20 protein-coding genes, 1 pseudogene and 1 riboswitch are annotated in these 25228 nt (G+C 59.7%); of the genes and pseudogenes, 12 read left to right on the top strand and 9 right to left on the bottom strand.

What is annotated here, in order from left to right; all coding sequences use genetic code 11:
• Positions 1-222: 222 nt before the first annotated feature.
• Complete coding sequence (gene mqo / locus JFT81_RS18740) at positions 223-1731, bottom strand: malate dehydrogenase (quinone) (RefSeq protein ID WP_201228457.1); 1509 nt, start codon at positions 1729-1731, stop codon at positions 223-225.
• Positions 1732-2437: 706 nt separating this feature from the next.
• Positions 2438-2671 carry a hypothetical protein gene (locus JFT81_RS18735; protein ID WP_025109325.1) on the bottom strand — a complete coding sequence of 78 codons (234 nt, stop codon included), beginning with the start codon at positions 2669-2671 and terminating at the stop codon, positions 2438-2440.
• A 205-nt stretch (positions 2672-2876) separates the two neighbouring features.
• Here JFT81_RS18735 and JFT81_RS18730 point away from each other — a divergent pair, with 205 nt between their 5' ends.
• A complete protein-coding gene (locus JFT81_RS18730; RefSeq protein ID WP_095190594.1) occupies positions 2877-3461 on the top strand; it encodes a YajG family lipoprotein in 585 nt (194 codons plus the stop codon).
• A gap of 692 nt (positions 3462-4153) precedes the next feature.
• Here the strand turns inward: JFT81_RS18730 and JFT81_RS18725 are convergent.
• Positions 4154-4360 (bottom strand): hypothetical protein, encoded by a 207-nt coding sequence (locus tag JFT81_RS18725; protein WP_008083982.1) that lies wholly within the window; start codon positions 4358-4360, stop codon positions 4154-4156.
• A gap of 193 nt (positions 4361-4553) precedes the next feature.
• Between JFT81_RS18725 and JFT81_RS18720 the strand changes: the two genes are divergently transcribed.
• Positions 4554-4832, top strand: coding sequence for a hypothetical protein (locus JFT81_RS18720; RefSeq protein WP_201228456.1), 279 nt, complete (start codon positions 4554-4556; stop codon positions 4830-4832).
• 97 nt (positions 4833-4929) lie between these two features.
• Here JFT81_RS18720 and JFT81_RS18715 read toward each other — a convergent pair whose 3' ends face one another.
• The gene (locus tag JFT81_RS18715) at positions 4930-6093 is read right to left on the bottom strand and encodes a 1-acyl-sn-glycerol-3-phosphate acyltransferase (protein ID WP_201147728.1); all 1164 of its coding nucleotides are present in this window, start codon (positions 6091-6093) and stop codon (positions 4930-4932) included.
• Between the two features lie 142 nt (positions 6094-6235).
• On the opposite strand from JFT81_RS18715, the gene JFT81_RS18710 reads away from it, so the two are divergent.
• Genes JFT81_RS18710 through JFT81_RS18700 form a run of 3 tightly spaced genes read left to right on the top strand, consistent with a single transcriptional unit; the run spans position 6236 to position 7347 of the window.
• Positions 6236-6418 (top strand): CPXCG motif-containing cysteine-rich protein, encoded by a 183-nt coding sequence (locus tag JFT81_RS18710; RefSeq protein WP_201228455.1) that lies wholly within the window; start codon positions 6236-6238, stop codon positions 6416-6418.
• Between the two features lie 9 nt (positions 6419-6427).
• Positions 6428-6688 carry a DUF2007 domain-containing protein gene (locus JFT81_RS18705; protein WP_025109321.1) on the top strand — a complete coding sequence of 87 codons (261 nt, stop codon included), beginning with the start codon at positions 6428-6430 and terminating at the stop codon, positions 6686-6688.
• A 35-nt stretch (positions 6689-6723) separates the two neighbouring features.
• Positions 6724-7347, top strand: a complete 624-nt coding sequence (locus tag JFT81_RS18700; RefSeq protein ID WP_201228454.1) for an SOS response-associated peptidase — start codon at positions 6724-6726, stop codon at positions 7345-7347.
• Between the two features lie 204 nt (positions 7348-7551).
• Here JFT81_RS18700 and JFT81_RS18695 read toward each other — a convergent pair whose 3' ends face one another.
• Positions 7552-9693, bottom strand: coding sequence for a methyl-accepting chemotaxis protein (locus tag JFT81_RS18695; RefSeq protein WP_201228453.1), 2142 nt, complete (start codon positions 9691-9693; stop codon positions 7552-7554).
• Positions 9694-9904: 211 nt separating this feature from the next.
• Between JFT81_RS18695 and JFT81_RS18690 the strand changes: the two genes are divergently transcribed.
• The gene (locus JFT81_RS18690; protein ID WP_201228452.1) at positions 9905-10720 is read left to right on the top strand and encodes a M48 family metallopeptidase; all 816 of its coding nucleotides are present in this window, start codon (positions 9905-9907) and stop codon (positions 10718-10720) included.
• A 122-nt stretch (positions 10721-10842) separates the two neighbouring features.
• Here JFT81_RS18690 and JFT81_RS18685 read toward each other — a convergent pair whose 3' ends face one another.
• The 3 genes from JFT81_RS18685 to JFT81_RS18675 form a co-directional block, all read right to left on the bottom strand.
• Positions 10843-11427, bottom strand: coding sequence for a TMEM165/GDT1 family protein (locus JFT81_RS18685; RefSeq protein ID WP_129395459.1), 585 nt, complete (start codon positions 11425-11427; stop codon positions 10843-10845).
• A gap of 88 nt (positions 11428-11515) precedes the next feature.
• Positions 11516-11638, bottom strand: a riboswitch (yybP-ykoY riboswitch).
• A 51-nt stretch (positions 11639-11689) separates the two neighbouring features.
• Positions 11690-12688: a class I SAM-dependent methyltransferase gene (locus JFT81_RS18680; protein ID WP_102901153.1), complete on the bottom strand. Its 999-nt coding sequence runs from the start codon at positions 12686-12688 to the stop codon at positions 11690-11692.
• 32 nt (positions 12689-12720) lie between these two features.
• Positions 12721-13686 carry a 2-hydroxyacid dehydrogenase gene (locus tag JFT81_RS18675; protein WP_201228451.1) on the bottom strand — a complete coding sequence of 322 codons (966 nt, stop codon included), beginning with the start codon at positions 13684-13686 and terminating at the stop codon, positions 12721-12723.
• A gap of 393 nt (positions 13687-14079) precedes the next feature.
• On the opposite strand from JFT81_RS18675, the gene JFT81_RS18670 reads away from it, so the two are divergent.
• The gene (locus tag JFT81_RS18670; RefSeq protein ID WP_201228450.1) at positions 14080-14709 is read left to right on the top strand and encodes a LysE family transporter; all 630 of its coding nucleotides are present in this window, start codon (positions 14080-14082) and stop codon (positions 14707-14709) included.
• A gap of 88 nt (positions 14710-14797) precedes the next feature.
• On the opposite strand, the gene JFT81_RS18665 is transcribed toward JFT81_RS18670, so the two are convergent.
• A complete protein-coding gene (locus tag JFT81_RS18665; RefSeq protein WP_201228449.1) occupies positions 14798-15562 on the bottom strand; it encodes a helix-turn-helix transcriptional regulator in 765 nt (254 codons plus the stop codon).
• 85 nt (positions 15563-15647) lie between these two features.
• Here JFT81_RS18665 and JFT81_RS18660 point away from each other — a divergent pair.
• The 5 genes and pseudogenes from JFT81_RS18660 (at position 15648) to JFT81_RS18640 (ending at position 25196) form a co-directional block, all read left to right on the top strand.
• A pseudogene (locus JFT81_RS18660) lies at positions 15648-16831 on the top strand (MFS transporter).
• 146 nt (positions 16832-16977) lie between these two features.
• Positions 16978-18660, top strand: coding sequence for a fatty acid--CoA ligase (locus tag JFT81_RS18655; protein ID WP_201147723.1), 1683 nt, complete (start codon positions 16978-16980; stop codon positions 18658-18660).
• Between the two features lie 337 nt (positions 18661-18997).
• Complete coding sequence (locus JFT81_RS18650) at positions 18998-20887, top strand: DUF1302 domain-containing protein (RefSeq protein WP_201228448.1); 1890 nt, start codon at positions 18998-19000, stop codon at positions 20885-20887.
• Positions 20888-20915: 28 nt separating this feature from the next.
• On the top strand, positions 20916-22280 hold the full coding sequence (locus JFT81_RS18645) for a DUF1329 domain-containing protein (RefSeq protein WP_201228447.1): 1365 nt from the start codon (positions 20916-20918) through the stop codon (positions 22278-22280).
• A 183-nt stretch (positions 22281-22463) separates the two neighbouring features.
• On the top strand, positions 22464-25196 hold the full coding sequence (locus tag JFT81_RS18640) for a LuxR C-terminal-related transcriptional regulator (RefSeq protein ID WP_201228446.1): 2733 nt from the start codon (positions 22464-22466) through the stop codon (positions 25194-25196).
• The last annotated feature ends 32 nt before the right edge of the window (positions 25197-25228 follow it).

Genomic DNA, 25228 nt, shown 5'->3' with positions numbered 1-25228 from the left:
GTATCCCCAATACCTGTGGCGAGGAGATTTATCCCCGTTCGGCTGCGCAGCAGTCGCAAAATCAGTGAGTGCGGTTTGCCTGACACACCTTATCAGCAGGTTTTGGGGCCGCTCCGCAGCCCAGCGGGGATAAATCCCCTCGCCACAGAAGTCTTGCCAATGTTCAGGCGTAAAAAAACGCCCCGCACTCACTGAGTACGGGGCGTTTTTTATGCCGCAAGATCAAGCGTAGCTTGGGGTCTCGCTGCTTTCTTCAACCAGTTCCAGGGCGATGTTGTTCTGCGAGTTGATCTTGCGATACAGCGCAGCATCGGTTTCCAGGACCTTTTCACGGGCCGGGAAGATCTCGGCCAGTTTGCCAGCCCATTCACCTTTGGCCTTGGCCGGGAAGCACTTCTCGATCAGTTCCAGCATGATCGAAACGGTCACCGAGGCACCTGGCGAAGCGCCGAGCAGTGCGGCGAGGGAGCCATCCTTCGCAGCCACCAGTTCGGTACCGAACTGCAGGATGCCGCCCTTTTTCGGGTCTTTCTTGATGATCTGTACCCGTTGGCCGGCCACTTCCAGGCGCCAGTCTTCGGCTTTCGCCTCAGGGTAGAAGCGGCGCAGGGAGTCCAGACGCTGCTCCATCGATTGCATCACTTCGCTGACCAGGTATTTGGTCAGGTCCATGTTGTTTTTCGCCACCGCCAGCATCGGCCCGATGTTGCCGGCGCGAACCGACAGCGGCAGATCCATGAAGGAGCCGTGTTTGAGGAACTTGGTGGTGAAACCGGCGTATGGCCCGAACAGCAGGGATTTCTTGCCGTCGACTACGCGGGTGTCGAGGTGCGGCACCGACATCGGTGGCGAACCGACGGCAGCCTGGCTGTACACCTTGGCCTGGTGATGCTTGACCACTTCCGGGTTGTCGCAACGCAGCCATTGGCCGCTGATCGGGAAGCCGCCGAAGCCTTTGCTTTCTTCGATGCCCGATGCCTGCAACAGCGGCAATGCCGCGCCGCCCGCGCCGAGGAAGACGAATTTGGCGTCGACTTCACGGCTGCTGCCGCTGTTGACGTCCTTGATGCTCACGGTCCAGCCGTTGCCGTTACGCTTGAGGCCGGTCACGCGTTTGCAGTACTTGACCTGAGCATCCGGAGCGCTGGTCAGGTGCTTGAGCAACTGATTGGTCAGGGCGCCGAAGTTGACGTCGGTACCGTTCATCACGCGGGTGGCAGCGAGGACTTCGTCCGGCGAGCGGCCCGGCATCATCAACGGCATCCACTCGGCCATTTTGGCCTTGTCTTCGGTGTATTCCATGTCGGAGAAAGCGTGGTGCTTGCTCAGCACGTCGAAGCGTTCCTTGAGGAAGGACACGCCTTTGTCGCCCTGCACGAAACTCAGGTGCGGCACCGGGCTGATGAAGGATTTGCTCGAGCCGAACGTGCCTTTCCTGGTCAGGTACGACCAGAACTGCTTCGACACCTCGAACTGGGTGTTGATGTGCACGGCTTTCTTGATGTCGACGGTGCCGTCGGCGGCTTGCGGTGTGTAGTTCAGCTCGCACAGGCCAGCGTGGCCGGTACCGGCGTTGTTCCAGGGGTTGGAACTCTCGGCGGCACCGGAATCCATCAGCTCGACGACTTCCAGCTTGATCGCGGGGTCGAGCTCTTTGAGCAGCACTGCCAGGGTGGCACTCATGATGCCGGCCCCTACCAGAACTACGTCGACTGCTTCGTTATGCGCCATTTAACGCGTCTCCAAAATCTGCAGCACCAAATTGTCGGCATGGCTGCCAGGCGTTCCGGGACAGATCTGTTATGCCCCAGCTATCCATGGTCAGGTCGCCATGTCCGAATCTTCGCAATTTTTCGCAACTTCGACGGATGCGTGCGGCCTCGCTTCAAGAGCTCCATGAACTCATTTCAGCACGTGGCTGGCAATTCGACTTATGGTCGAGACATCCGTTTTTGTGCAACCAAATCCGTAGCGGACAGGCTTCAGGCTCCGATATTCGAGGTATACCCGGTCCTGTGTCGTTGGGCTGTTTCAGACGCTAATGGTGCATGTTCAGACGCAAAACTATTCATTTGCTCGCCACACTCTTGTGAAGTTGTGAAAACCCGTTTTTTTCACGCTCTTTTGAAGACGTGAACCTCAAAAAAGGGCTGTCCAAGCCTGGCACCCTGCCCCCAAGGGCAAAACAACGCGGTGGCCGAGCGTCATGACAGCTCTGCAGATTCGCGAAAAGCGGGTTTTTGCCGGAAGAACAGGCAAGCGCGCCAACTTCACTCGATCTGTGTGGGCGGCTCTCTGTGGGCGATTTTGATGTCGATGCATGCGCATTGACGCTGTTGCGGGGCCCGATCAGGAGACGTCCTTATAATCGGGGGGAGATTGTATCGAAGAAATGCGGGCAGTTGCTCGTGTTTAATGACTTTTATTAGGCATCCGGTCAGATGCTCAACATCGCCTGCACCCGTGCGCGGGGCTGCGACGCCATGACGCGGGCGCTGGCGGGCAGTGGCTGGTGCAACCAGTTGAGACGGATTTCTTCAATTTCCACCCAACCGTCGCCCATGGGTTGCAGGCTGCACTGCTTGAACGCCTGACAATGACCGTTGCGGTCGAGCAGGGCGAAGCTGCGATGCAGTGGGCGCGGGGCGAATAACGAGATCAGATAACGCATGGCTGAGTACCTTGTTGGAGGACTGCTTTGAAGGTTGGCGAAGGGGCGTGACGTCAACGTGTATGGCAGGTGAACAATCTGTGACAGGAACCGCTTTTGCCCGGGTTGGTCAGACATTGCAGTATTCGCTGCCGGGCGCTGGTTACCCGCAGTGGCCCACCGCTATACTGCCGGCCTGTTTGTGCCTGATTCTGGAGAGAAGAGCATGTTGCAACGCCTGTTGTTCGGTTTGATCACTGTGGCCGGTTTGACCCTGGCCGGCTGCGCCCACAGCCCGCAACAACTGAGCCCGGAGCCGAAGCTGACCACGCAACTGGCAGCGGTCGGCCGTGGCCAGCCAGTCGTCGTGCGTGTGGTTGACGGTCGTCCGTCGCCCACCCTGGGCACCCGTGGCGGTCTGTACCCGGAAACCAGCGCCATCACCGTGCAGCGCGAGCAGATCCTGCCGAAGTTGCAGGCTCAGGCGGAAGCCGCCGTGCGTCTGCTCGGCTTCACCCCGACCAACAACGCGCCAAACGCGCCGCAGTTGACCGTGACCCTGGCTGAGCTGAAATACCAGTCGCCGAAAGAAGGCATGTACGTGACCGAAGCGACCATCGGCGCAACCTTCCGCTCCGACGTGCAAAACGCCAACCGTCGCTACAGCGGCCGTTACGGCGCTTCGCTGGATCAGCGTTTCGGCATGGCGCCGAACCAGGAAACCAACACCAAACTGGTCAGCGATGTGTTGAGCGACGCGCTGACGCGTCTGTTCAAGGACCCGACCGTAGGTCAGGTGCTCGCCGAGTAAGCTTTTCGGCGGATGCAAAAAAGCCCGGTGCCAGTGATGGCCCCGGGCTTTTTTGAGCTTGAAATCGTCCCCCCCCTCACCCCAGCCCTCTCCCCCACAGGGGCGAGGGGGAAAGGGAGCCGATCGGGGGCTTTTCAGAATCTGAGTTCGGCTGGATATTTCAGGTCAATGTATCTCGACCAAACAACCCGGTCAGTCCCCTCTTCCCCGAGGAATAGAGGGGAAAGGGAGCCGATCTGTGTTGTTCTTAAGATCTATATTCACCTCGGACTTTCAGGTCGATGTATTTCGACCAAACAACCCGGTCAGTCCCCTCTCCCCGAGGAATAGAGGGGAAAGGGAGCCGATCTGTATTGTTCTTGAGATCTACATTCACCTCGGACTTTCAGGTCGATGTATTTCGACCAAACAACCCGGTCAGTCCCCTCTCCCCCGAGGAGTAGAGGGAAAAGGGAGCCGATCTGTGTTGTTCTTGAGATCTACATTCACCTCAAAGTTTCAGGTCTATGTATCTCGACCAAACAACCCGGTCAGTCCCCTCTCCCCGAGGAATAGAGGGGAAAGGGAGCCGATCTGTGTTGTTCTTGAGATCTACATTCACCTCGGACTTTCAGGGCGATGTATTTCGACCAAACAACCCGGTCAGTCCCCTCTCCCTCTGGGAGAGGGCTAGGGTGAGGGTGCTTTTGCTTTCAGGCGGCTTGGGAGTAGAAGTCGAGAACGCTGACGCCCGTCAGCAAATCGGTCTCGGGCAAATCCGCATGTTGATGCCCCCCGAGTGCGCAATACACCAGCCAGTGGCGATCCTGAACGTTGAAGGCGAGGCTGCCGACGAGGCTTTGCTGTTCGTCGTAAGGGGTGATGAGGTACAGGCGATCCTGGTTTTCAGCGTGAAGCATGTCGCGTTCCATGTGCGTTTCGAGGCGCGCAGGGTGGCGTATCCACATGACGATGCCGTGACACAGGGCAGCCATCGGTCGATTGTCAGGTTATTTATCGCAAAGGCTGGGGCAGGGGGGGAAGGTTTCGGTAGAATTCGCGCCGCGGTCGTCGGTCTGGCGTCTGCCACACCGGTTTAGATTGAGGTCTGTGATGTCGCTGCACTTGATGACGCTGTTTACTACTCATCCCGCCAAATTGATCAACCTGCTGGCGTTGCTGTTGGCCTTTCCGGGCAGTTGGCTGCTGCACGCGACCCGCCGCCGTGAACAGCGCGCCATGGCCAGTATTGCCGCCCAGCGTCAGGCGCAACCCAATGCCGAGCCGATGCTGGATTGGGCGACGTTGCGCATGAACCGGTTTTTCTATCGTTTTGGTTTTGCCTGCCTGGGCCTGGCCCTGATCGTCTCCTGGATCAGCACCCGCTACTAAAAGCAAAAGATCGCAGCCTGCGGCAGCTCTTACGGGGTGTACATCATTCCCCTGTAGGAGCTGCCGCAGGCTGCGATCTTTGATCTTGCTGTTGAATTTACAACGGCAACCCAGCCTTCACCCGGTACTGATTACGCACCGGCGTCGCATATTGCAGCACCAGATACGGACGATGCTCCACAGGGCACGCGTCCAGCCGGCTCTGCCACTCTTCCTGCGCCTTGGCCAGTTCGTCCGCCGGGAATACCTCGGCAGCCTTCGGCACATTCAGTTGCGGATCGGCATCGGCCCACTGCGCGTACGCCAGGTAATGCACCGGAAACAGGCGATAACCGCCAAGAATCTGCTTGTCCATCTCGACTGCCAATTGCTTGGTGTCTTCGAACAGCTCGCTGATCGGCGCGGCGAAGTTCACGTGCACGCGGCCCTTGTAGCCGGTGATGCCCTTGGCAATGCTGACGTCATCCTCGCCCGGCGCTTTCGCGTAAGTGCCGGTGGTGGCGCGGATGTACAGCTCGCGAGCCTTGGCCTGGTCGCACGGGTCGTATTCGTAGCTGATCGACACCGGGGTGACATTCAGTGAGCGAATGACTTCGCCGAACGGCTCGTCCTTGCGGCTCATGTGGAACATTTTGAGGATCGCCGACTCGGTGCGATCGTCGCCATCCTTCGCCCGGCCCTCGGCCTGAGCAATCCAGATCGAGGCGCAATCGTTGCGGATCGAGTGGTTGATGTACGCCGACAGCAGTTGATACGCGGCCATCTTCTCGCGACGGCCGGTGATCGAACGGTGGACGATGAAGCTCTTGTTCAAACGCATCAGGTCGCTGACAAACGGCTTTTGCAGCAGGTTGTCGCCGATCGCGATGCGTGGCGTCGGCAGGCCGGCGTGGTACACGGCGTAGTTGACGAAGGCCGGGTCCATCACGATATCGCGGTGGTTGGCGATGAACAGATAGGCGCTGCCGGACTTGAATTGCTCGACACCGGTGTAGGTCACGCCGTCAGTGGCGCGCTCGATGGTGTGGTCGACGTAGGACTCGACCTTGTCCTGCAAAGTCGCCACCGATGTCACGTCGGCGAACTCACGACGCAGCCGATGGGCTATAAGTGGTTTGAGCATCCAGCCAAAAGCACCGGCAAAACGCGGGAAGCGGAAGTGGGTGAGGATATCTAGAAACGCCTTGTCGCCGAGCAGTCTTGCCAGTACCACAGGTACTTCGCTGTCGTCGTAAGGTCGGATGGCATCGAATTCGCCCATCATGCTCTCTTGTTGGAAACGGCTAGGGTAAGTAAAGGTTTTGATCGAAAACCAACGGGGCACGGTCTGAAAAGGTAGCCAGACAAAAATAGCCCTGCAAATAGACCGGCGATTATACGCACAAGTCACTTGGGAGACCGCGATGCTGGAAAGCGCACTGTATGAATGTCCGTGTTGTGGTGAAGAAGTCGAAACGACCGTAGATCTGTCTGGCGGCGATCAGACCTACATTGAGGACTGCCAGGTGTGTTGCCGGCCAATCAAGTTTGTGTTGCAGGTTCACGAAGGTGAGTGGCATCTGGAAGTCTTCAGCGAAAACGAGTGAGGGGCGCCCATGCAGCGAATCTACGAGCCGGAAAACCTGATGGAAGGTGAAATGCTCAAAGGCATGCTCGCCAGCGAAGGCATCGAGGCGCATCTGGTCGGCCGCGATCTGCTCGGCGGTACCGGCGAATTGCCGATCTTCGGCCTGCTGGGGCTGTCCGTCGATAACGACCAGGCCGAGTACGCCCGTGAGTTGATCACCGCGTACAATGCCGCGCTGCCACTGCCCGGCGATGAACCGGAGAGTTTCCCCGGTACGCTGGTCTGTTAGGCTGACGTTCGTTTTATTCAGAGTCGTGTTGCCCCATGTGTGGACGTTATGCCCTGTTTCGCTGGAACCGCGACTTTGCGGCCCTGCCAGGTTTTCCTGCCGATCAACTGGCGCAGTGGAACATTTCTCCCAATGATTCGGTGTTGATGCTGCGTGCCGGTGAAGCCGGCGAGCGCACCCTGGCCCGCGCCCGTTGGGGGCTGACGCCGCCGTGGCTGACCGATTTGTCAAAAACACCCGCGCATGCCCGGGCGGAAACCGTGGCCGAACAGCCGATGTTCCGTGAGGCGCTGCGACTGCGTCGGTGTCTGCTGCCGGCCAACGGCTTTTACGAATGGCGCGGCACCCAGCGCAAACGCCCGTACTGGCTGACGCCGGGAGAGGGTTCTTCACTGTTTTTCGCGGCGATCTGGGAGGCGTATCCGGTGCAGGAGCAGGTCTGGTTGAGCACCGCCGTGATCACTCAGCCAGCGTCGAGTCAGCGCCGGCCGTTGATTCTCGACGAGGCGGGGCAGGCGGCATGGCTCGATCCTGCGACGCCGCTGCATACGCTACAAGCGCTGCTCGCCAGTGAACCCGGCGCGCTGCGCGAGCGGGTGCTGGCGAATCTGATCAATGATCCGAAGCTCAATGGCCCGGAGTGTCTGACCCCGGGTTAAAGCATTTAGATCAAAAGCCCCTCACCCTAGCCCTCTCCCGGAGGGAGAGGGGACCGACCGGGGGATATTGACGAAATACACCGACTTGAAAGCTTTTCACCGAATCCATAATCGCCACGATTGTTCAGGTCGATGGATGACGGGAGACAACTCGGTCGGCCCCCTCTCCTTCCGGGAGAGGGCTGGGGTGAGGGCGTCTTGCCCTTAAACCTTGAACTGATTGATCAACCGCCGCTGCTGCTCCGCCAGTTTGGTCAGATCGGCACTCGCCGAACTCGACTCATCCGCGCCACCCGCGACTTCATTGGCCACTTGCCCGATGTTGATCACGTTGCGATTGATGTCATCCGCTACCGCACTCTGCTCTTCTGCCGCACTGGCAATCTGCGTGTTCATGTCGTTGATCACCGACACTGCTTGCGTAATCGTCTCCAGCGCTTGCGCCGCTTTCGCCGCGTGCTGCACGCTTTCGTCGGTGCGGTTCTGGCTGTCCTCCATGACCCGCACCACGTCGCGCGTGCCCTGTTGCAGTTGCTGGATCATGCTCTGGATTTCTTCGGTGGCTTTTTGAGTTTTCTGCGCCAGATTGCGCACCTCGTCCGCCACCACCGCAAAGCCGCGACCCTGCTCACCCGCGCGAGCCGCTTCGATCGCTGCGTTCAACGCCAGCAGATTGGTCTGCTCGGCAATCCCGCGAATCGCCGTGAGAATCGCGTTGATGTTCTCGCTGTCCTTGGCCAGCGTTTGCACTACGTCCACGGCCTTGCCGATTTCCACCGCCAGCACGCCAATCGAATTCGACGTGTCACGGACGATCTGCATGCCCTGACTGGCCGCCTGATCCGCATGGCTGGCGGCTTGCGCAGCTTGCGTGGCATTACGCGCAACATCTTGTGCGGTGGCAGTCATCTCCTGCACGGCGGTGGCCACCTGATCGATCTCGGCCATTTGTTTCTGGATGCCGATGTTGGTGCGAATGGCGATGTCGGCGGTGTGCTCCGAGGAATCGCTGACGCTTTGCACCGACGTCACCACCTGAGTGATCATCGCCTGCAACTTGCTCAGAAAAGTGTTGAAGCCCTTGGCGATCAAACCCAATTCATCGCTGCGATCACTGCTCAAGCGTCGGGTCAGATCACCCTCACCCTGGGCGATGTCATTGAGCATGGCGACCATTTGCTTCAGCGGTCGGGCGATGCCGTGACCGACCAGCCAGATCACCAGCAGGCCGATGCCGGCGATGAGCAGGCCGACCATGGCCATGCCGAAGGTGTCGGATTTGCGCTGGGCATCGAGATCACCCTGAAGCTTTTGCAGGTCAGCCATCACCGCGTTGAGCGGCAGTTGCAGCATCAGCGTCCAACGCGCATCAGTCTGGCCGATGCCGAACGGCAGGTACAACTCGATGCGCCCCTTGTCCTTATTGACCGAATAGGTGACTTCGCCGCGCTGTAGATTGGCCATGTTGGCGGTCTGTTCGGCATCAAGGATGTCGCTGACTTTCTCGCCGAATTTGCTCGGGTCTTTGGTGTAGGCAACGATCCGGCCATTGCCGCCGATCAGGGCCATTTGCCCGGCGCCGCTGTAGAGTTTCTGGTTCGCACCCAGGAGCATTTCCTGAATGAAGTTCACCGACAGGTCGGCGCCGACGATGCCCTGGAACGTGCCATTGAGCATGATCGGTTCGATAAACGAGGCGAGCATGACGATCTTGTCGCCGACTTTGTACGGCGCCGGATCGATCACGCAGGCTTTCTTGCTCTCTTTTGAACACAAGTAGTACTCACTGGCGCGCACGCCCGTGGAAAGCACTTTCTGATCGTCGACATCCGCCAGTTTGTCCAGGCCCAAGGTGCCGTCGTCATTGCGGAACCACCACGGCAGAAAGCGCCCGTTGGCGGCATCGATGCCGACCACGCTGGTGCCGACGTAGGCGGCGTCATTGTGATCAAGTGCGTTTTTTTCCCAGCCGATGTAGGTGCCGAGAATCTTCGGATTCTTCTCGACGTTCTCTTTGATCAGGCTGATCAGTTGTTCGCGGCTGACATTGAGGCGCGGCTGGCCATCGGTGCCCGGCGTACCGAGCAGAGCGTTGACCCGCACCAGTCCGCCGGCAATCAGCAGCGGCGCTTCGAGTTCGCGCTGGATCTGGCTGACCTGGGTCTGTGCCAGCGAGGTCAGGCGTTGTTCGATGACTTGTTCGAACTGCGCCTGAGTGCGCTGCTGCACCATCTCCTGCGTGCGGGCGCCGGCAAACAGTGCGTAGAGCACCAGTGCGGCCACCACGCTAAGGACGATGGCGCCGGCGAGGGCGGCAACGGAAAACTGGATCGACTTGAACTTCATGGGAGCTCCGCACGCGAGAGGACGTCTGCGGTGATGTATCGGCAGGTGGGCCAATGGACATGAGCCCAAGGGGGCGAATTGACCCTTTTGGATGTGCCCGTGTCGCATTCAGGCAGGCGCAGAACCTTTGCGCAGCAGGGCAGTCAGTTCAGTATGAATTTTTTCCACTACAGTCTGCCTTTCGCAGAGTGCGGATATCGGGAGTTACGGGATGAACAAGTCACTGATGGCGGGTGTGCTGGGCTCGGTGCTGTTGCTCAATGGCTGCGAGACGGTGAACACGACAAGTGCCGGTGAGGTGGGTGTCGTTCGTCAGCAGCGGATGTTCAGCCTGGTGTCGAGCGAGCAGGTCAATCAAGCGTATGCCCAGGATTACCAGCAGACCCTGGGTGATGCGAGCAGCAAGAATGTGCTCGACAAAACCAGCGCCGATGCCAAACGTATTCAGGTGATCGCCGACCGGTTGATCGCCCAGGCGCCGACATTCCGGCCGGACTCCGCGCAATGGAAATGGGAAGTCAATCTGATCAAGAGCGATGAGCTCAATGCCAACTGTGGTCCTGGCGGCAAGATCATCGTTTACACCGGTCTGCTCGACAAACTGCAACTGACCGACGATGAAGCGGCCGCAGTGATGGGGCATGAAATTGCCCACGCTTTACGCGAACACGGTCGCGAGGCGTTGTCGAAGTCGTATGGCGTGCAAATGGCGCAACAGATGGCGATAGCGGCGGGTGCGCCGCCTGCATTGGTGGAGGTGGGAAACAACGGTGTAAACCTGTTGATGACCTTGCCCAACAGTCGTACCAATGAAAATGAAGCTGACCTGATCGGTCTCGAACTCGCCGCCCGCGCCGGCTACAACCCTAATGCGGCGATTACGCTGTGGGAAAAGATGAGCAAGGCCAGTGAAGGTGCTCCGCCGGAGTTCCTCAGTACGCACCCGTCTTCCAGTAGCCGCACTTCTGCGTTGCAGGCGGCGATTCCGAAGGTCATGCCGCTGTACGAAAAAGCCCCGAAGTCCTGATAGCTGTGCAGCAAAGTTGATGGCCCCTTCGCGAGCAGGCTCGCTCCCACTTTGAAATGCATTCCATTGTGGGAGCGAGCCTGCTCGCGAAGAACGATGACACGGACTATCGACTTGCGTCGTTAAACCCAGCCACTGCTCTGCATGGCCTTGTACACCGCGACAATTGCCAGAATCATGAACGCCGAAGCCGCGAGGCGACGGATCAAGGTCAGTGGCAATTTGTCTGCAGCAAAATTACCCGCCAATACCACCGGCACGTTGGCAATCAACATGCCCGCCGTGGTGCCGAGAATCACCAGCCACAGATCCGGGTATTGCGCCGCGAGCATCACTGTGGCGACCTGCGTTTTGTCACCCATTTCGGCGAGGAAGAACGCAATCAGCGTGGTCAGGAACGGCCCGAACTTGCGCGCAGTGCTGGTTTCATCGTCGTCCATTTTGTCCGGCACCAGCGTCCACAACGCGGTGGCGGTGAAGCTGGCGGCGAGGATCCAGTGCAGCGTCGCATTCGAGAAGAAGCTGCCGAACCAGGCGCCTACCGCACCGGCTGCTGCGTGGTTGGCCAGGGTCGCGGCGACAATACCGGCAATGATCGGCCAGGGTTTGCGGAAGCGAGCGGCGAGAATCAGCGCGAGCAGTTGCGTCTTGTCGCCGATTTCGGCCAAGGCAACGATTGCGGTGGGAACGAGTAACGAGTCCAGCATCAGGATTTCCTAAGGGGCGGGTCGACACGGCTATGACACGTACAGCCTTCCCGCCCCGGGTAAGGTGTGCGTGTCATAGGTCTTGTCAAACCCTGCGATCCGTCTGGTGCGGACGCTTGGGTCGCATACGCCATGATCTGAGGATCAAGTATGTTGACGTATGCCGGACGAGCTTGGCGCTCGTGGGAGACTACTCCCCTAGGACGGAGCGGATTCTGCCTTCGCAAAACCGATACGGCAAGCCTCTTTTTTAAAAGAGTTTTCAGCCGCGCTTGGCTCGGTAAATGCGGAAACCATTGCCCTCGGCCTTGATTGCACACACACCCAGATGCTCTTCGATCAGCGGTTGGTACTTGAGGAAACTGTTCGCGACCAAGCGCAGTTCGCCGCCGTTTTTCAGATGTTTGGCTGCTTTTCGCAGCAAGTTCTCTGTGGCGAAATAGTCGGTGTGTACCCCGACATGGAACGGCGGATTGCTCAGAATCGCGTTCAAACCCATCGGCGCAGCGTCGATGCCGTCACCGGTCAGCACTTCGGCCTCCAGGCCGTTGGCGGCCAATGTCAGACGGCTGCTGGCGGCAGCAAATGCATCGACGTCGAGCAAAGTCACCTGATTGTGCGGATAGCGACGTTTGACCGCTGCGCCCAACACACCTGCACCACAACCGAAGTCGAGCAGATGGCCACTCGGCAGTTTGTCCAGATGCTCCAGCAGCAGAGCGCTGCCGCGATCCAGGCGACCGTGGCTGAACACGCCCGGCAGGCTGATGACTTTCAACGGGCCTTCAGCCAGTGGCAGTTCATAGGTCTGCGCCAGGCTTTCCAGGGATTTCGCTTCAGGGGCGTTGGCCACGGTCACTTGCCAGAGTTGGCAGTGACGTGCGCTGTCGAGTTTGCGCGGTTTGCCGAACGGGTTGAGCTGTTTCGACGCACCTTCGATACCGCTGCGCTTCTCGCCGACCAGAAACACCTCGCGCCCGGCCAGACGCGAAGCCACGGCATTGAGGATGTAATCGGTCAGATCCTTGGACTTGGGCAGGAACACCACAGCGCTGTCGAACTCACGCTCCGGGACATTCACGCCGAAATGGCTGCGACCTTCGAAGCGGGCGTCCAGTGCGGCTTGGTCGCCGGCATGCCAGCACCAGCCGAACGCGTTGGGCAGGCGCCCGAGCAAATCGTCGGCGGGCAAACCGGCCAGCAACAACGAACCTTGAAACAACTCGGGCTGACGAAGCAGTACTTCACTGCGCGGATCCATAACTGCTCCTCAAAAAAAAGTGCCGCAGTTTATCAACTGACGACACGCAGCGCCTTACCGCTGAAGAACGCTTGAGCGTTTTCGGTCAATTGGCCAACGATGCGCTGGCGCGCCTCGCGGCTGCCCCAGGCGTTATGCGGAGTAACGATCAGGCGCGGGATGTCCGCCGCCAGCAATGGATTGCCCTGAGTCGGGGGCTCGACGCTGAGCACATCGGTCGCCGCGCCGCCGAGATGACCGGCGCGCAAGGCATCGGCCAGCGCCTGTTCATCGATCAGCCCGCCGCGGGCGGTGTTGACCACGAATGCGCCGGGCTTCATCGACGCCAACTCGCGGGCACCGATAAAGTGGCGAGTGTGTTCGTTGAGCGGGCAGTGCAGGGTGAGCGCGTCGATCTGCGGCAACAATGCATCCAGCGGCAGACGATCCGGGCGAGCAGGGCGCCCCGGAATTTGTCCGAGCAGTACGCGCATGCCGAACGCTTCGGCCAGCCGCGCCACGGCACCACCGAGTTCGCCGTGGCCGAGCAGACCGAGGGTTTTGCCTTCGAGTTCGACAATCGGGTAGTCGAGCAGACAGAACTGTTTGGCTTGCTGCCAGCGACCTTCACCGACGGCTTTCTGATAGTCGGCCAGTCGCGTGGCAAGGTTGAGCAGCAACATGATCGTGTGTTGGGCCACCGACGGCGTGCCATAACCCTGGCAGTTGCACACGGTAATGCCGTGAGCGCGGGCGGCTGCCAGATCAACGTTGTTGGTGCCGGTGGCGGTGATCAAGATCAGTTTCAGATCCGGGTTGGCGGCCATGGCGGCGGCGTCGATGTGGATCTTGTTGGTGATTGCCACGGTGGCGCCTTGCAGGCGTTCGCTGACTTGCTCGGGCAGGGTCTGGGCGAACAGTTGCAGGTCGCTGAAGCAGGCGCGCAACGGACTGAGGTCGAGGTCGCCGAGGTCCAGCGAAGGGTGATCAAGGAAAACGGCGCGGCGCGTGTTCGTCATCAACTGTACCTTTTAGGCTTTGAGCGTAGGGCGTAATCTGCCGAGCCTACCAGATGAAACAAAACGTTACGCAGCCCCCGCAGTACCCTGTGGCGAGGGGATTTATCCCCGTTGGGTTGCAAAGCAGCCCTAAAACACCACGTTGTAACAGTTGAACCGCATAGGCTGGACTTGCGACTGCTACATGTTACGCAGCCCCCGCAGTACCCTGTGGCGAGGGGATTTATCCCCGTTGGGTTGCGAAGCAGCCCTAAAACACCGCGTTGTAACAGTTGGACCGCATTGGCTGGACTTGCGACTGCTACGCAGCCGAACGGGGATAAATCCCCTCGCCACAAGGCACTGCGTTTCCTGCAGATTTTTTATTGACCAAGCTGCCCCAGAGGAGCCCCCATGTACTGGACCGAGTTCTTGACCGTTGCACTGATCCACTTACTGGCCGTTGCCAGCCCCGGCCCGGACTTTGCCGTGGTGGTGCGTGAAAGCGTGACCCACGGTCGTCGCGCCGGTACCTGGACGGCACTCGGTGTCGGCACGGCGATTTTCCTCCACGTCGGTTATTCGCTGCTCGGTATCGGCCTGATCGTGTCGCAATCGATTGTGCTGTTCAACGCCCTGAAATGGGCTGCGGCGGCTTACCTGCTGTACATCGGCTTCAAGGCCTTGCGTGCGCAACCGGCGAAAGCGGTCACCGATGATCTGCACAAAGAGGTCGGTGAGCGCACAGCGCGCGGCGCGTTCACGTCGGGTTTCGTGACCAATGGCTTGAACCCGAAAGCCACGCTGTTCTTCCTGTCACTGTTCACCGTGGTGATCAACCCGCACACGCCGCTGTCGGTGCAGGCCGGTTACGGGGTTTATCTGGCGGTCGCCACCGCGTTCTGGTTCTGCCTGGTGGCGATGCTGTTCAGCCAGCAACGTGTGCGTGCCGGTTTCGCCCGCATGGGCCACTGGTTCGACCGCACCATGGGCGCTGTGCTGATCGCCATCGGCGTGAAACTCGCCTTCACCGAGATGCACTGATCCTGCTATGTAGGAGCTGCCGAAGGCTGCGATCTTTTGATCTTGAAAGCAGATCAAAAGATCGCAGCCTCGTTGCACTCGTCAGCTCCTACAGGAGTTGGCTGAGCTTGCTCAGGGTATTGAGGTATTCGCGGGGATTCTCGCCAAGCAAACGGCGAAACATCGCGCTGAAGGCGCGGGCACTGCCGTAACCCAAATCCCGCGCCACGCTCTGCACGCTGTCACCGGCGAGCAGGCGCGGCAGGGCTTCCATCAGGCGCAACTGCTGGCGCCAGGCGTTGAAACTCATCTGCAATTGTTGCTGAAACAGCCGCGCCAATGTGCGTGAGCTGGCGCCGACTTGCTGCGCCCAGTCTTCCAGCGTGTTGGGATGATCCGGGGTGTGCAGCAGCGCCAGGCAGATGTTTTGCAGACGCCGGTCGCTGGGCAGCGGAATGTGCAGCGGCAGGTTTTCGAGACTGGCGAGTTCCTCCAGCATCAATTGCTGAATCAGCGGATTGTCGGCGTGAGGCGGGCCTTGCACCGCACGCAGAATCAGTTCGCGTAACAGCGGCGTCACCGCCAGCACACAACACTGTTGCAGGCTGGCCGGCGACAATTGCGGAGCGATGAACAGCGAGCGCATCTGCACATCGCCACTCATGAAGATCTCGTGCGCCACCTCGGGCGGAATCCACACCGCACGACTCGGCGGAATCACCCACGCGCCCGATGCAGTGACCACGCGCATGATTCCGCTGACCGCATACAACAGCTGCGCTTCGCGATGCAGGTGCAACGGCTGATGCGCGCCGTCCAGGTAATCCCGGGGATAGGCACTCACCGGGCCGTGTTCGAAGTGGCTGATCAACATGTCTGATTCGCTGACTTGCTTGGCAGGAATGCGCTTTCTCGCCAACTTAGCATAAGCCGCTCACAACAACGCAAAGCGTGCTGCCATGAATCAATCCAGAAACGTCATCCGCTACATCAACGCCGCCCATGTGATCGATCACATGTTCATGCTGATTTTTCCTGCCGCCATACTTGGCATGACGCAGGCCTTTGGCCTCGACTACGCCGCGCTGATCGCTCTGTCACTGGGGGGCTTCATTGCCTTTGGTGCGTGTTCGCTACCCGCCGGTTGGCTGGGCGATCACTGGAGTCGGCGGCAGATGATGCTGGTGTTTTTCTTCGGCATCGGCGCCTCGGCGATCTTCACCGGCCTGAGTAACAGTCCGACGATGTTGGTGGTGGGTCTGAGCCTGATCGGTATTTTTGCTGCGATCTATCACCCGGTGGGCACCGCGATGTTGGTCGCCTACGCGCAGAACCGTGGCCGCGAAATCGGCATCAACGGTATGTGGGGCAACCTCGGCGTGGCGTTTTCGGCATTGATCACCGGGTTGCTGGTGGCGCAGTTTGGCTGGCGTTCGGCATTTCTGATACCTGGGGCGGTGGCGATTGTTTTGGGGGGCGGCTTCGCCTTGCAGGTGCGTGAAGAACCGATTCCCAAGCGCCCGCACACACCGCTAAAAGGCGCCGCCGGCCAGCGTATTTCAATGGTCATGGTCTTCGGTGTGCTGGCGTTGGCCACGGCCACCGGCGGTGTAGTGTTCAACGCCACCACCATGACCTATCCGAAGCTGTTCCAAGAGCGTTTGCATGACGTGTTCGCCTCGCCGCAGACACTCGGTGTGGTGGTCAGCCTGGCGTATGCCTTCGGCGCTGTCGCACAGTTGAGCATCGGTCGAGTGCTGCACCGCGTCAGCCTGAAATGGCCGTTCATTGTGTTGACGTTGTGCCAGGCGCCGCTGTTGTTTGCGCTGGCGTATGCCGATGGTTGGGCCGTGATCGCTCTCGGTGCGGCGTTCATGTTCGTCGTGTTCGGTCAGGTAACAGTCAACGATGCGATGGTCGCCAACTTCGTCGCGCCACACTGGCAGTCTCGGGTGTTCGCCTGCGTTACTGTTTATCGTTCGGCGCCAGCGCGACAGCGATTCCGCTGATTTCCTATGTCGAACCTCGCCATGGTTTCGTAGGCCTTTACTTGATTCTTGCGGGTTTTGGCGCGCTTACCTTCCTTGCTGCGGCAGTTTTCCCACGGACGCCTTCTGAGGAGGCTGTAGGACAAACGATCTGATCGGTGACGAAAACCGGCAAATGCTGGCGCAAAGCTAGCATTTGTACGGCTCTGCAAATCATTCCTTTGGCTGATTTGGCTGGCGTATAAGGGTTCTAGAGTACAAATCTCTACGCCAACACCGTGCAGCCAGAAAAGGGATTCATATGTTGCAGACTCGCGTCATTCCCCCGGCCGATGGGGCCTACCAGTATCCATTGCTGATCAAACGGCTGCTGATGTCCGGCGCCCGTTACGAGAAAACCCGCGAGATCGTTTACCGTGACCAGTTGCGCTACAGCTATCCGACCCTGATCGAGCGGGTTGCGCGGCTGGCCAACGTATTGACGGCCGCCGGTGTAAAGGCCGGTGACACCGTGGCAGTGATGGACTGGGACAGCCATCGTTACCTGGAATGCATGTTCGCGATTCCGATGATTGGCGCGGTGATCCACACGATCAACGTGCGCCTGTCGCCAGAACAGATCCTCTACACCATGAACCACGCCGAGGACCGCTTCGTACTGGTCAACAGCGAGTTCGTCGGGCTGTATCAGGCCATCGCCCCGCACCTGACCACGGTAGAGAAAACCCTGCTGCTGACCGATCTGCCGGAGAAAACCGCCGAGCTGCCGAATCTGGTCGGCGAGTATGAGCAACTGCTGGCCGCTGCAAGCACGCAGTACGATTTTCAGGATTTCGACGAAAACTCGGTCGCCACCACGTTTTACACCACAGGTACCACCGGTAATCCGAAAGGCGTGTACTTCACCCATCGGCAACTGGTGCTGCACACCATGGGCGTGTCGACGATCATGGGTTCCATCGACAGCGTGCGCCTGCTCGGCACCAACGACGTGTACATGCCGATCACCCCGATGTTCCACGTTCACGCCTGGGGCCTGCCCTATGTGGCAACCATGCTCGGGCTCAAACAGGTCTACCCGGGGCGCTACGACCCGGAGTTTCTGGTGGAGTTGTGGCGCAAGGAGAACGTCACGTTCTCCCACTGCGTGCCCACCATCCTGCAAATGCTGCTCAACGCCAAAGGCGCGCAGGGCAACGACTTCGGCGGCTGGAAAATCGTCATCGGCGGCAGTGCGCTGAACCGCACACTCTATGAAACCGCCAAGGCTCGCGGCATTCAGCTCACCGCCGCCTATGGCATGTCGGAAACCGGGCCACTGGTTTCCTGCGCGCACCTCAACGACGAATTGATGGCCGGCAGCGAAGACGAGCGCACCACATACCGAATCAAGGCCGGTGTGCCGGGGCCGTTGGTGGAAGCCGCGATCGTCGATGCCGACGGTAATTTTCTGCCGGCCGATGGCGAAACCCAAGGCGAACTGGTGCTGCGCGCACCTTGGCTCACCGAGGGTTATTTCAACGAGCCGCAAAAGGGTGCCGAGCTCTGGGCCGGCGGCTGGCTGCACACCGGTGACGTCGCCACGCTCGACAGCATGGGCGTGATCGACATCCGCGACCGCATCAAGGACGTGATCAAGACCGGTGGCGAGTGGATTTCTTCGCTGGACCTCGAAGACCTGATCAGCCGTCACGCCGCGGTACGCGAAGTAGCAGTGGTGGGCATCGCCGATCCGCAGTGGGGCGAGCGCCCGTTTGCCCTGCTGGTGATCCGTGAAGGGCACGTGATCGGGGCGCGTGAACTCAAGGAGCACCTCAAGCCGTTCGTTGAATTGGGCCACCTGAGCAAGTGGGCGATTCCGAGTCAGATCGCCCTTGTTACCGAAATTCCCAAGACCAGTGTCGGCAAGCTCGACAAGAAGCGCATCCGCCTCGACATCACCGAATGGCAGGCCAACAACAGCACCTTCCTCTCGACACTTTGAGTGTCTGCTGGCGCGCCGAAAACGGCGCGCCAGACCCACCAAGCAAGCGCTTGGCTTGTGAAATCGAAAAATTCAGCCATCCTTGCCGTGCCGACATGTGTCGGACTGGCGAAAGGACTGTTCCAGAGTGGCCGGCAGCTGCAAATCACACTTTAGAGGGATCAAGCAGTACCACCTGCTGGCTATAGTCCGCTCAAGGATTTTTAAGAACGGAGCACACGCACTAAACGGGGCGAGCAACTTTGGAGTGAATTCGGGCAGCCCTGGCGCCCGGTCCCTCCACAGCGTTTTTAAAAGTACTCACTGCCATAACAATAATGCACATGGAGTAGCGTCGATGACCTCAGTAAACCAGTTCTGGCGCCGGGCGAAATTGCCTCTGGCAGTCAGTCTTGCCTCTACGCTCGCCGGGCCCGCATTCGGCGTCAGTTTCAACGTCGGTGAAATCGAAGGCCAGTTCGACTCTTCGCTCTCCCTGGGCATGAGTGTTTCGACCCAGCAGCCGAACAAGGACCTGATTGGTGTCAACAACGGCGGCAAGGGCCTGTCCCAGACCTCCGATGACGGCCACTTGAACTTCAAGAGCGGGCAAGCCTTCTCGAAGATCTTCAAAGGCATCCATGACCTGGAACTGAAGTACGGCGACACCGGTATCTTCGTACGGGGCAAATACTGGTACGACTTCGCGCTGCAGAACGCCGACCTGGAATACAAGGACGTCAGCAACGATCGCCGTGACATCGCGGCCCGGTCCTCGGGCGGACAGATCCTCGACGCCTTCGTGTACCACAACTATTCGATTGCCGATGAGCCGGGTTCGGTGCGTCTGGGCAAGCAAGTGGTGAACTGGGGTGAAAGCACCTTCATCGGTGGCGGCATCAACTCGATCAACCCGATCGATGTGTCCGCGTTCCGCCGTCCAGGCGCCGAGATCAAGGAAGGCCTGATCCCGGTCAACATGTTCTATGTATCCCAGAGCATTACCGAAAACCTCTCGGCTGAAGCGTTCTATCAGATCGACTGGCAGAAGACCGTTACCGATAACTGCGGCACCTTCTTCTCGCAACCCGACATCGTGACCACCGGTTGCGACGATAATCTCCGGGTGCTGAACAAGCGTTCGACCATTCCAGGCATCGCGCTCGGCCCATTGGCCAACGCGGGCGTGGACGTCAACGAAGAGGGCGTGCTGGTGCGCCGCTCGCCGAACCGCAACGCGCGTGACAGTGGTCAGTGGGGCGTGTCGACCAAATACATGTTCGATCCGCTGGCGACCGAGTTCGGTGCCTACTTCATGAATTATCACAGCCGCGCGCCGATCTTCAGCGCCACGGGTGCGCCGCAGTCGATCTACAACGGTGTTGCGGCGCTACCAGGGCCGTTCCAGGCGCTGGGGCCATTGGTGGTGGCGGGCAACTCGGAATACTTCATCGAATACCCTGAAGACATTCGCCTCTATGGCCTGAGCTTCTCGACCACCCTGCCTACCGGCACGGCGTGGAGCGGTGAGGTCAGCTACCGGCCGAACGCTCCGGTACAACTGAACTCCACCGACATCCTGTTCGCCGGTGTTCGCCCGTTGGGCGGTGCACTGACCAATGCCTCGATCCTCAACGGTGTTCCGGGGCAAGACCTGCACGGTTACAACCGCAAGGAAATCACCCAGTTCCAGACCACCCTGACGCACTTCTTCGATCAGGTCATGGGCGCCAATCGTCTGACCCTGGTGGGTGAAGTCGGCGTGACCCACGTGGGTGGGCTGGAAAGCAAATCCGATGCTCGTTATGGCCGCGATCCGGTTTTTGGCCCGGGTGAACTGCCGGCCACCGGTGGCCTCGACACCTGCTCGCAGATTCTCAACACCTCCACCATCAACGGTGCAGGGCCGGGTGCATCGACCAGCAACCGCAGCAGCAACTGCAACAATGACGGTTTCACCACGGCGACTTCGTGGGGTTATCGCGGTCGTGCGATCTGGGATTACAGCGACGTGTTCGCGGGGGTCAACCTCAAGCCGAACGTGGCTTGGTCGCATGACGTCAAGGGTTACTCGCCAGGCCCAGGCGGCAACTTCGAAGAAGGCCGCAAGGCAGTCAGCCTCGGGGTCGATGCCGAATACCAGAACACCTACACAGCGAGTCTGAACTACACCAACTTCTTTGGTGGCGACTTCAGCACGGTGGATGACCGCGATTTCGTGGCACTCAGCGTTGGCGTGAACTTCTAAGCAGAGTTTTTTCAGGACGAACACACATATGAAAATAACAAAGAGTCTGTTCCACGCCGGTGTTCTGGGGCTTTCGCTGCTGGCGACCAGTGTGATGGCGGCCGTTCCCGCCGCTGAAGCCGACAAGCTGGGCAAGAGCCTGACCCCGATGGGCGCCGAGATGGCAGGTAATGCCGACGGCTCGATCCCGGCCTGGAAGCCGCTGCCGAAAAATGCCGGCACCGTCGACAGCAAGGGCTTCCTGTCCAATCCTTACGGCAGTGAGCAACCGCTGTTCACCATCACTGCGCAAAACGTCGATAAATATAAGGACAAGCTTGCGCCGGGCCAGTACGCGATGTTCAAGCGCTACCCGGACACCTTCAAGATGCCGGTCTACGCGTCCCATCGCGGTGCCACCGTGCCGGATGACGTGTTTGCCGCGATCAAGAAGAACGCCACCACGACCAATCTGGTCGCCGGCGGCAACGGTTTGGAAAACTTCGACACGGCCGTGCCGTTCCCGATTCCCAAAACCGGTCTGGAAGTCATCTGGAACCACATCACCCGCTATCGCGGTGGCAGCGTGACGCGCCTGGTTACCCAGGCAACGCCGCAAACCAACGGCTCGTTCAGCCTGGTGTATTTCCAGGATCAGTTCGTGTTCCGCGACAAGATGAAAGACTACGACCCGAAAAATCCGGGCAACGTGCTGTTCTACTTCAAGCAGAAGGTGACCGCGCCGGCCCGTCTGGCCGGTACCGTGCTGCTGGTTCACGAGACGCTCGATCAGGTCAAGGAACCGCGCAAGGCCTGGGTCTATGCCACTGGCCAGCGCCGTGTCCGTCAGGCACCACAAGTGTCCTATGACGGTCCGGGTACTGCGGCGGATGGTCTGCGGACCTCCGACAACCTCGACATGTACAACGGCGCACCGGATCGCTACGACTGGGCACTGGAAGGCAAGAAAGAAATCTACATTGCTTCCAACAGTTACAAGATCGACTCACCGACGCTCAAGTACGCCGACATCATCAAGGCCGGCCACATCAATCAGGACCTGACGCGGTACGAGCTGCGTCGTGTCTGGCATGTGGTTGCAACCTTGAAGCCGGGCCAGCGCCATATCTACGCCAAACGTGACTTCTTCATCGACGAAGACACCTGGCAGGCAGCGGTCATCGACCATTACGACGGTCGCGGTCAACTGTGGCGCGTAGCCGAGGCGCATGCCGAGGATTACTACGACAAGCAAGTGCCTTGGTACGCCCTGGAAACCTTGTACGACCTGCAATCGGGTCGCTACCTGGCGCTGGGTATGAAGAACGAAGAGAAGCAGGCGTATGACTTCGGCTTCTCTGCCAGCAAAAGTGAATTCCAGCCGGGCAACCTGGGCCAGGACGGTATTCGCTAAGGTGTAACCCGAGGCCGCATCCTCGAAACAACGCCCCGACTGGTTCGGGGCGTTTTTTTTCCTGACGTTTTGCTGGAACCTTTTTGTAGCCATTTGTAGCAGCAACCTTCATAACCGGTTCGTTTAAGGCTAGTCTGCGGACATCTGCAACGCCGCCAACAGCAATTCGAACAAGAGCCGGCCATGACTGATCTGTCCCCACTTCCGGGTCCCGCAAGTGTTGCCGTCGCGGCATTGGACGGGCGATTTTTTCGCCCGCCATTGCCTGACGGATACGTATTGCGCCCACGCCTTTGCGAGCGCCTGCAAGCCGGGCTCGGTGGGCGGCTGTTGCTGATCAGCGCCCCCGCCGGGTTCGGCAAGAGTTCGCTGGCGGTGGAGTTCTGTCAGAGCCTGCCGGCGTATTGGCAGAGTCTCTGGTTGGGGCTGAGCCCGCGAGACAGCGACCCCGGGCGGTTTCTCGAACGCCTGCTCGAAGGGTTGCAGGATTATTTTCCGCAGTTGGGCAGTCGCGCGTTAGGGCTGCTGAAAATGCGTCAACGCCATCAGCCGTTTGCCTTCGAAGAATGGCTCGACGGCTTGCTTGACGAGCTGGCGCTGCACCTTGATCCAGCGGCGCCATTGCTGCTGGTACTCGACGATTACCATCTCGCCCAGGGCCCGGTGCTCGACCGTTGCCTGCAATTTTTCCTCAATCATTTGCCTGACGGTTTGCTGGTGATGGTCACCAGTCGGCAGCGCCCGGACTGGCACCTGGCGCGGTTGCGCCTGTCCCGCCAGTTGCTTGAATTGCACGAACAGGACTTGCGCCTGACCCACGACGAAGCCCTGACCTTGCTCGATCGCCACAGCAGTTCATTGCGTGGCGAAGCGCTGGAGAACCTGATCCAGCGCAGCGAAGGCTGGGTTGCCGGGCTGCGCTTCTGGTTACTGGCGGTGGCCGAAGCCGGCAGTGACGCGACGTTGCCGCAAGCGTTGAACGGCGGGGAAGGGCTGATTCGCGATTACTTGCTGGAAGAAGTCATCGATTGCCTGCCTACCGAAGTGCAGGCATTTCTTTACGACACCGCGCCGCAGGAACGCTTTTGCAGCGAATTGTGCGATGCGGTGCGTGAAGCCCATGACAGCGCCGAAATCCTGCGCTTTTTGCTGGCGCATCAGGTATTTCTGGTGCCGCTGGATGAGCACGGGCACTGGTATCGTTATCACCATCTGTTCTCCGATCTGCTGCGCAGCCGGCCGATTGCGCAAGCGTTGGTGCCGCCCGCGACCCTGCATCTGCGCGCCTGCCGCTGGTTCAACGCGCAGGGTTTGCTCGACGAAGCGGTGGAGCAGGCGTTACGTGCTGGGCACCTCGATGTGGCGGCGAACCTGGTGCAGAACCTGTCCGAGGAGCAACTGTTGGCCGAGCAGAACGTCGGCATGCTCCTGCGCTGGAAAATGGACTTGCCCGACAGTCTGCTGGTCAGCACACCACGGCTGATCGTCCTCTACAGTTGGGCGCTGGGGCTGGCCTGTCAGCTGGACGCTGCGGAAGAGTTGTCCAGCCATTTGAGCCGCTTCTTGCCAGCGCCGTCAGCCACGGCGCAAAAGTCGATGCTTGCGCAATGGCTGGCGCTGAGCGGGATCATCGCCCGCGGGCGCGGTCATCGCGAGTTGACCCTCAACTATTGCACCGAAGCCTTGGAGAGCCTGCCGGCGAAGCGGTACGGCCAGCGGCTGATGTGTTTATCGACGCTGTCCAATCTGGCCATTGCCGATGGCGATCTCTGGCGCGCGCGCGGCTTGAACCGCGAATCGCTTGAGTTGGCGCAGCGGGTCGGCAATCCACTGTTCGAAGCTTTGGCGCATTACGACCGCGCGCGGGTCTTGCAGGCGCGCGGCGAAATTCTGCGCGCACTCGATGAAGTCCATCAGGGCCTGGAGCGTCTGCGCGGTCTGTCGCCACAACGCTTGTACGCGGTGCGTGCTCGGCTGACGTTGTACGAAGGTTTTCTGTTGGCGATGCGCCTGCAGCCACAAGCCGCCCGCACGCGATTATTGGCCGGTATCGGTGAAGCACGCGCCTGTCGCGATATCAGCGTGCTGATCGGCCATTGCGTGATCGCGCGTCTGGACGGCGCCAGCGGCGAGTTCGCCAAGGCCTTCGCCGAACTGGCGGAAGCCGAACGGCTGATGCACATCTGGGACGTTCCGCCTATTTACTATCTGGCAATGATTACGCTGGTCAAATGTGAGCTGTGGCTGGCGCAGGGCCGCACCGATCTGGCCGAAGCCTGGCTGGCGCGACTGGGCCAGACCTACACCGGCGAGCGCGCTGCCGCGCCGCCGGAATTTCATCCACAGTTGCCCCTGCATGTAGAACTGCAACAGGCGCTGCTCGACCTGATTCAGGGTCAACCGATGCTCGCCGAAGGGCGGCTGAACGTGTTGCATGAGAACGGTCAGCAAACCGGGCGGCAGTTGCTGTGTGTGATGGCGTTGACGCAGAAAGTGGCGCTATTGCTGGCAGGTGGACGTGAGCCGGAGGCGCGCAGAGCGCTGAGTCAGGCGCTGGAGGCGGCGGCAGGGGGCGTGTTGCAGCCGTTTGATGCATTAGTGAAAGAGCAGGGAGATTGGCTGCGCGGACAATTGCTGGCTTCGCCAGCGTTGGCGGGTCAGCAATTGCTCCAGCACTTCCCTTCAGCGCCGTCCCGTCCGGTCATTGATTCGAGTGGCACCGAGCAACTCAGCAGTCGGGAATTGTCGGTACTGCGCCTGATCGCCCAAGGCTGTTCGAACCAGGAGATCAGCGATCAACTGTTCATCTCGTTGCACACGGTAAAAACCCACGCCAGCCATATCAACAGCAAGTTGGGGGTTGAGCGACGTACGCAAGCCGTCGCTCGGGCGAAAGAACTGGGGGTGCTGAGTTAACCGGCAAGCCACCAGCTGAATCTCAAAGCCCG

Origin of the sequence: Pseudomonas sp. TH43, assembly GCF_016650635.1 — a bacterium.
Classification (GTDB): domain Bacteria; phylum Pseudomonadota; class Gammaproteobacteria; order Pseudomonadales; family Pseudomonadaceae; genus Aquipseudomonas.
The sequence above is the reverse complement of the archived record's forward strand: the minus strand, read 5'-3'. Positions and strand labels throughout refer to the sequence as shown.

Bases quoted from the DNA above. Each gene is read 5' to 3' on its own strand.
- mqo (WP_201228457.1), bottom strand. From the start codon at position 1,731: ATGGCGCATAACGAAGCAGTCGACGTAGTTCTGGTAGGGGCCGGCATC.
- JFT81_RS18735 (WP_025109325.1), bottom strand. From the start codon at position 2,671: ATGCGTTATCTGATCTCGTTATTCGCCCCGCGCCCACTGCATCGCAGC.
- JFT81_RS18730 (WP_095190594.1), top strand. From the start codon at position 2,877: ATGTTGCAACGCCTGTTGTTCGGTTTGATCACTGTGGCCGGTTTGACC.
- JFT81_RS18725 (WP_008083982.1), bottom strand. From the start codon at position 4,360: ATGCTTCACGCTGAAAACCAGGATCGCCTGTACCTCATCACCCCTTAC.
- JFT81_RS18720 (WP_201228456.1), top strand. From the start codon at position 4,554: ATGTCGCTGCACTTGATGACGCTGTTTACTACTCATCCCGCCAAATTG.
- JFT81_RS18715 (WP_201147728.1), bottom strand. From the start codon at position 6,093: ATGGGCGAATTCGATGCCATCCGACCTTACGACGACAGCGAAGTACCT.
- JFT81_RS18710 (WP_201228455.1), top strand. From the start codon at position 6,236: ATGCTGGAAAGCGCACTGTATGAATGTCCGTGTTGTGGTGAAGAAGTC.
- JFT81_RS18705 (WP_025109321.1), top strand. From the start codon at position 6,428: ATGCAGCGAATCTACGAGCCGGAAAACCTGATGGAAGGTGAAATGCTC.
- JFT81_RS18700 (WP_201228454.1), top strand. From the start codon at position 6,724: ATGTGTGGACGTTATGCCCTGTTTCGCTGGAACCGCGACTTTGCGGCC.
- JFT81_RS18695 (WP_201228453.1), bottom strand. From the start codon at position 9,693: ATGAAGTTCAAGTCGATCCAGTTTTCCGTTGCCGCCCTCGCCGGCGCC.
- JFT81_RS18690 (WP_201228452.1), top strand. From the start codon at position 9,905: ATGAACAAGTCACTGATGGCGGGTGTGCTGGGCTCGGTGCTGTTGCTC.
- JFT81_RS18685 (WP_129395459.1), bottom strand. From the start codon at position 11,427: ATGCTGGACTCGTTACTCGTTCCCACCGCAATCGTTGCCTTGGCCGAA.
- JFT81_RS18680 (WP_102901153.1), bottom strand. From the start codon at position 12,688: ATGGATCCGCGCAGTGAAGTACTGCTTCGTCAGCCCGAGTTGTTTCAA.
- JFT81_RS18675 (WP_201228451.1), bottom strand. From the start codon at position 13,686: ATGACGAACACGCGCCGCGCCGTTTTCCTTGATCACCCTTCGCTGGAC.
- JFT81_RS18670 (WP_201228450.1), top strand. From the start codon at position 14,080: ATGTACTGGACCGAGTTCTTGACCGTTGCACTGATCCACTTACTGGCC.
- JFT81_RS18665 (WP_201228449.1), bottom strand. From the start codon at position 15,562: ATGTTGATCAGCCACTTCGAACACGGCCCGGTGAGTGCCTATCCCCGG.
- JFT81_RS18655 (WP_201147723.1), top strand. From the start codon at position 16,978: ATGTTGCAGACTCGCGTCATTCCCCCGGCCGATGGGGCCTACCAGTAT.
- JFT81_RS18650 (WP_201228448.1), top strand. From the start codon at position 18,998: ATGACCTCAGTAAACCAGTTCTGGCGCCGGGCGAAATTGCCTCTGGCA.
- JFT81_RS18645 (WP_201228447.1), top strand. From the start codon at position 20,916: ATGAAAATAACAAAGAGTCTGTTCCACGCCGGTGTTCTGGGGCTTTCG.
- JFT81_RS18640 (WP_201228446.1), top strand. From the start codon at position 22,464: ATGACTGATCTGTCCCCACTTCCGGGTCCCGCAAGTGTTGCCGTCGCG.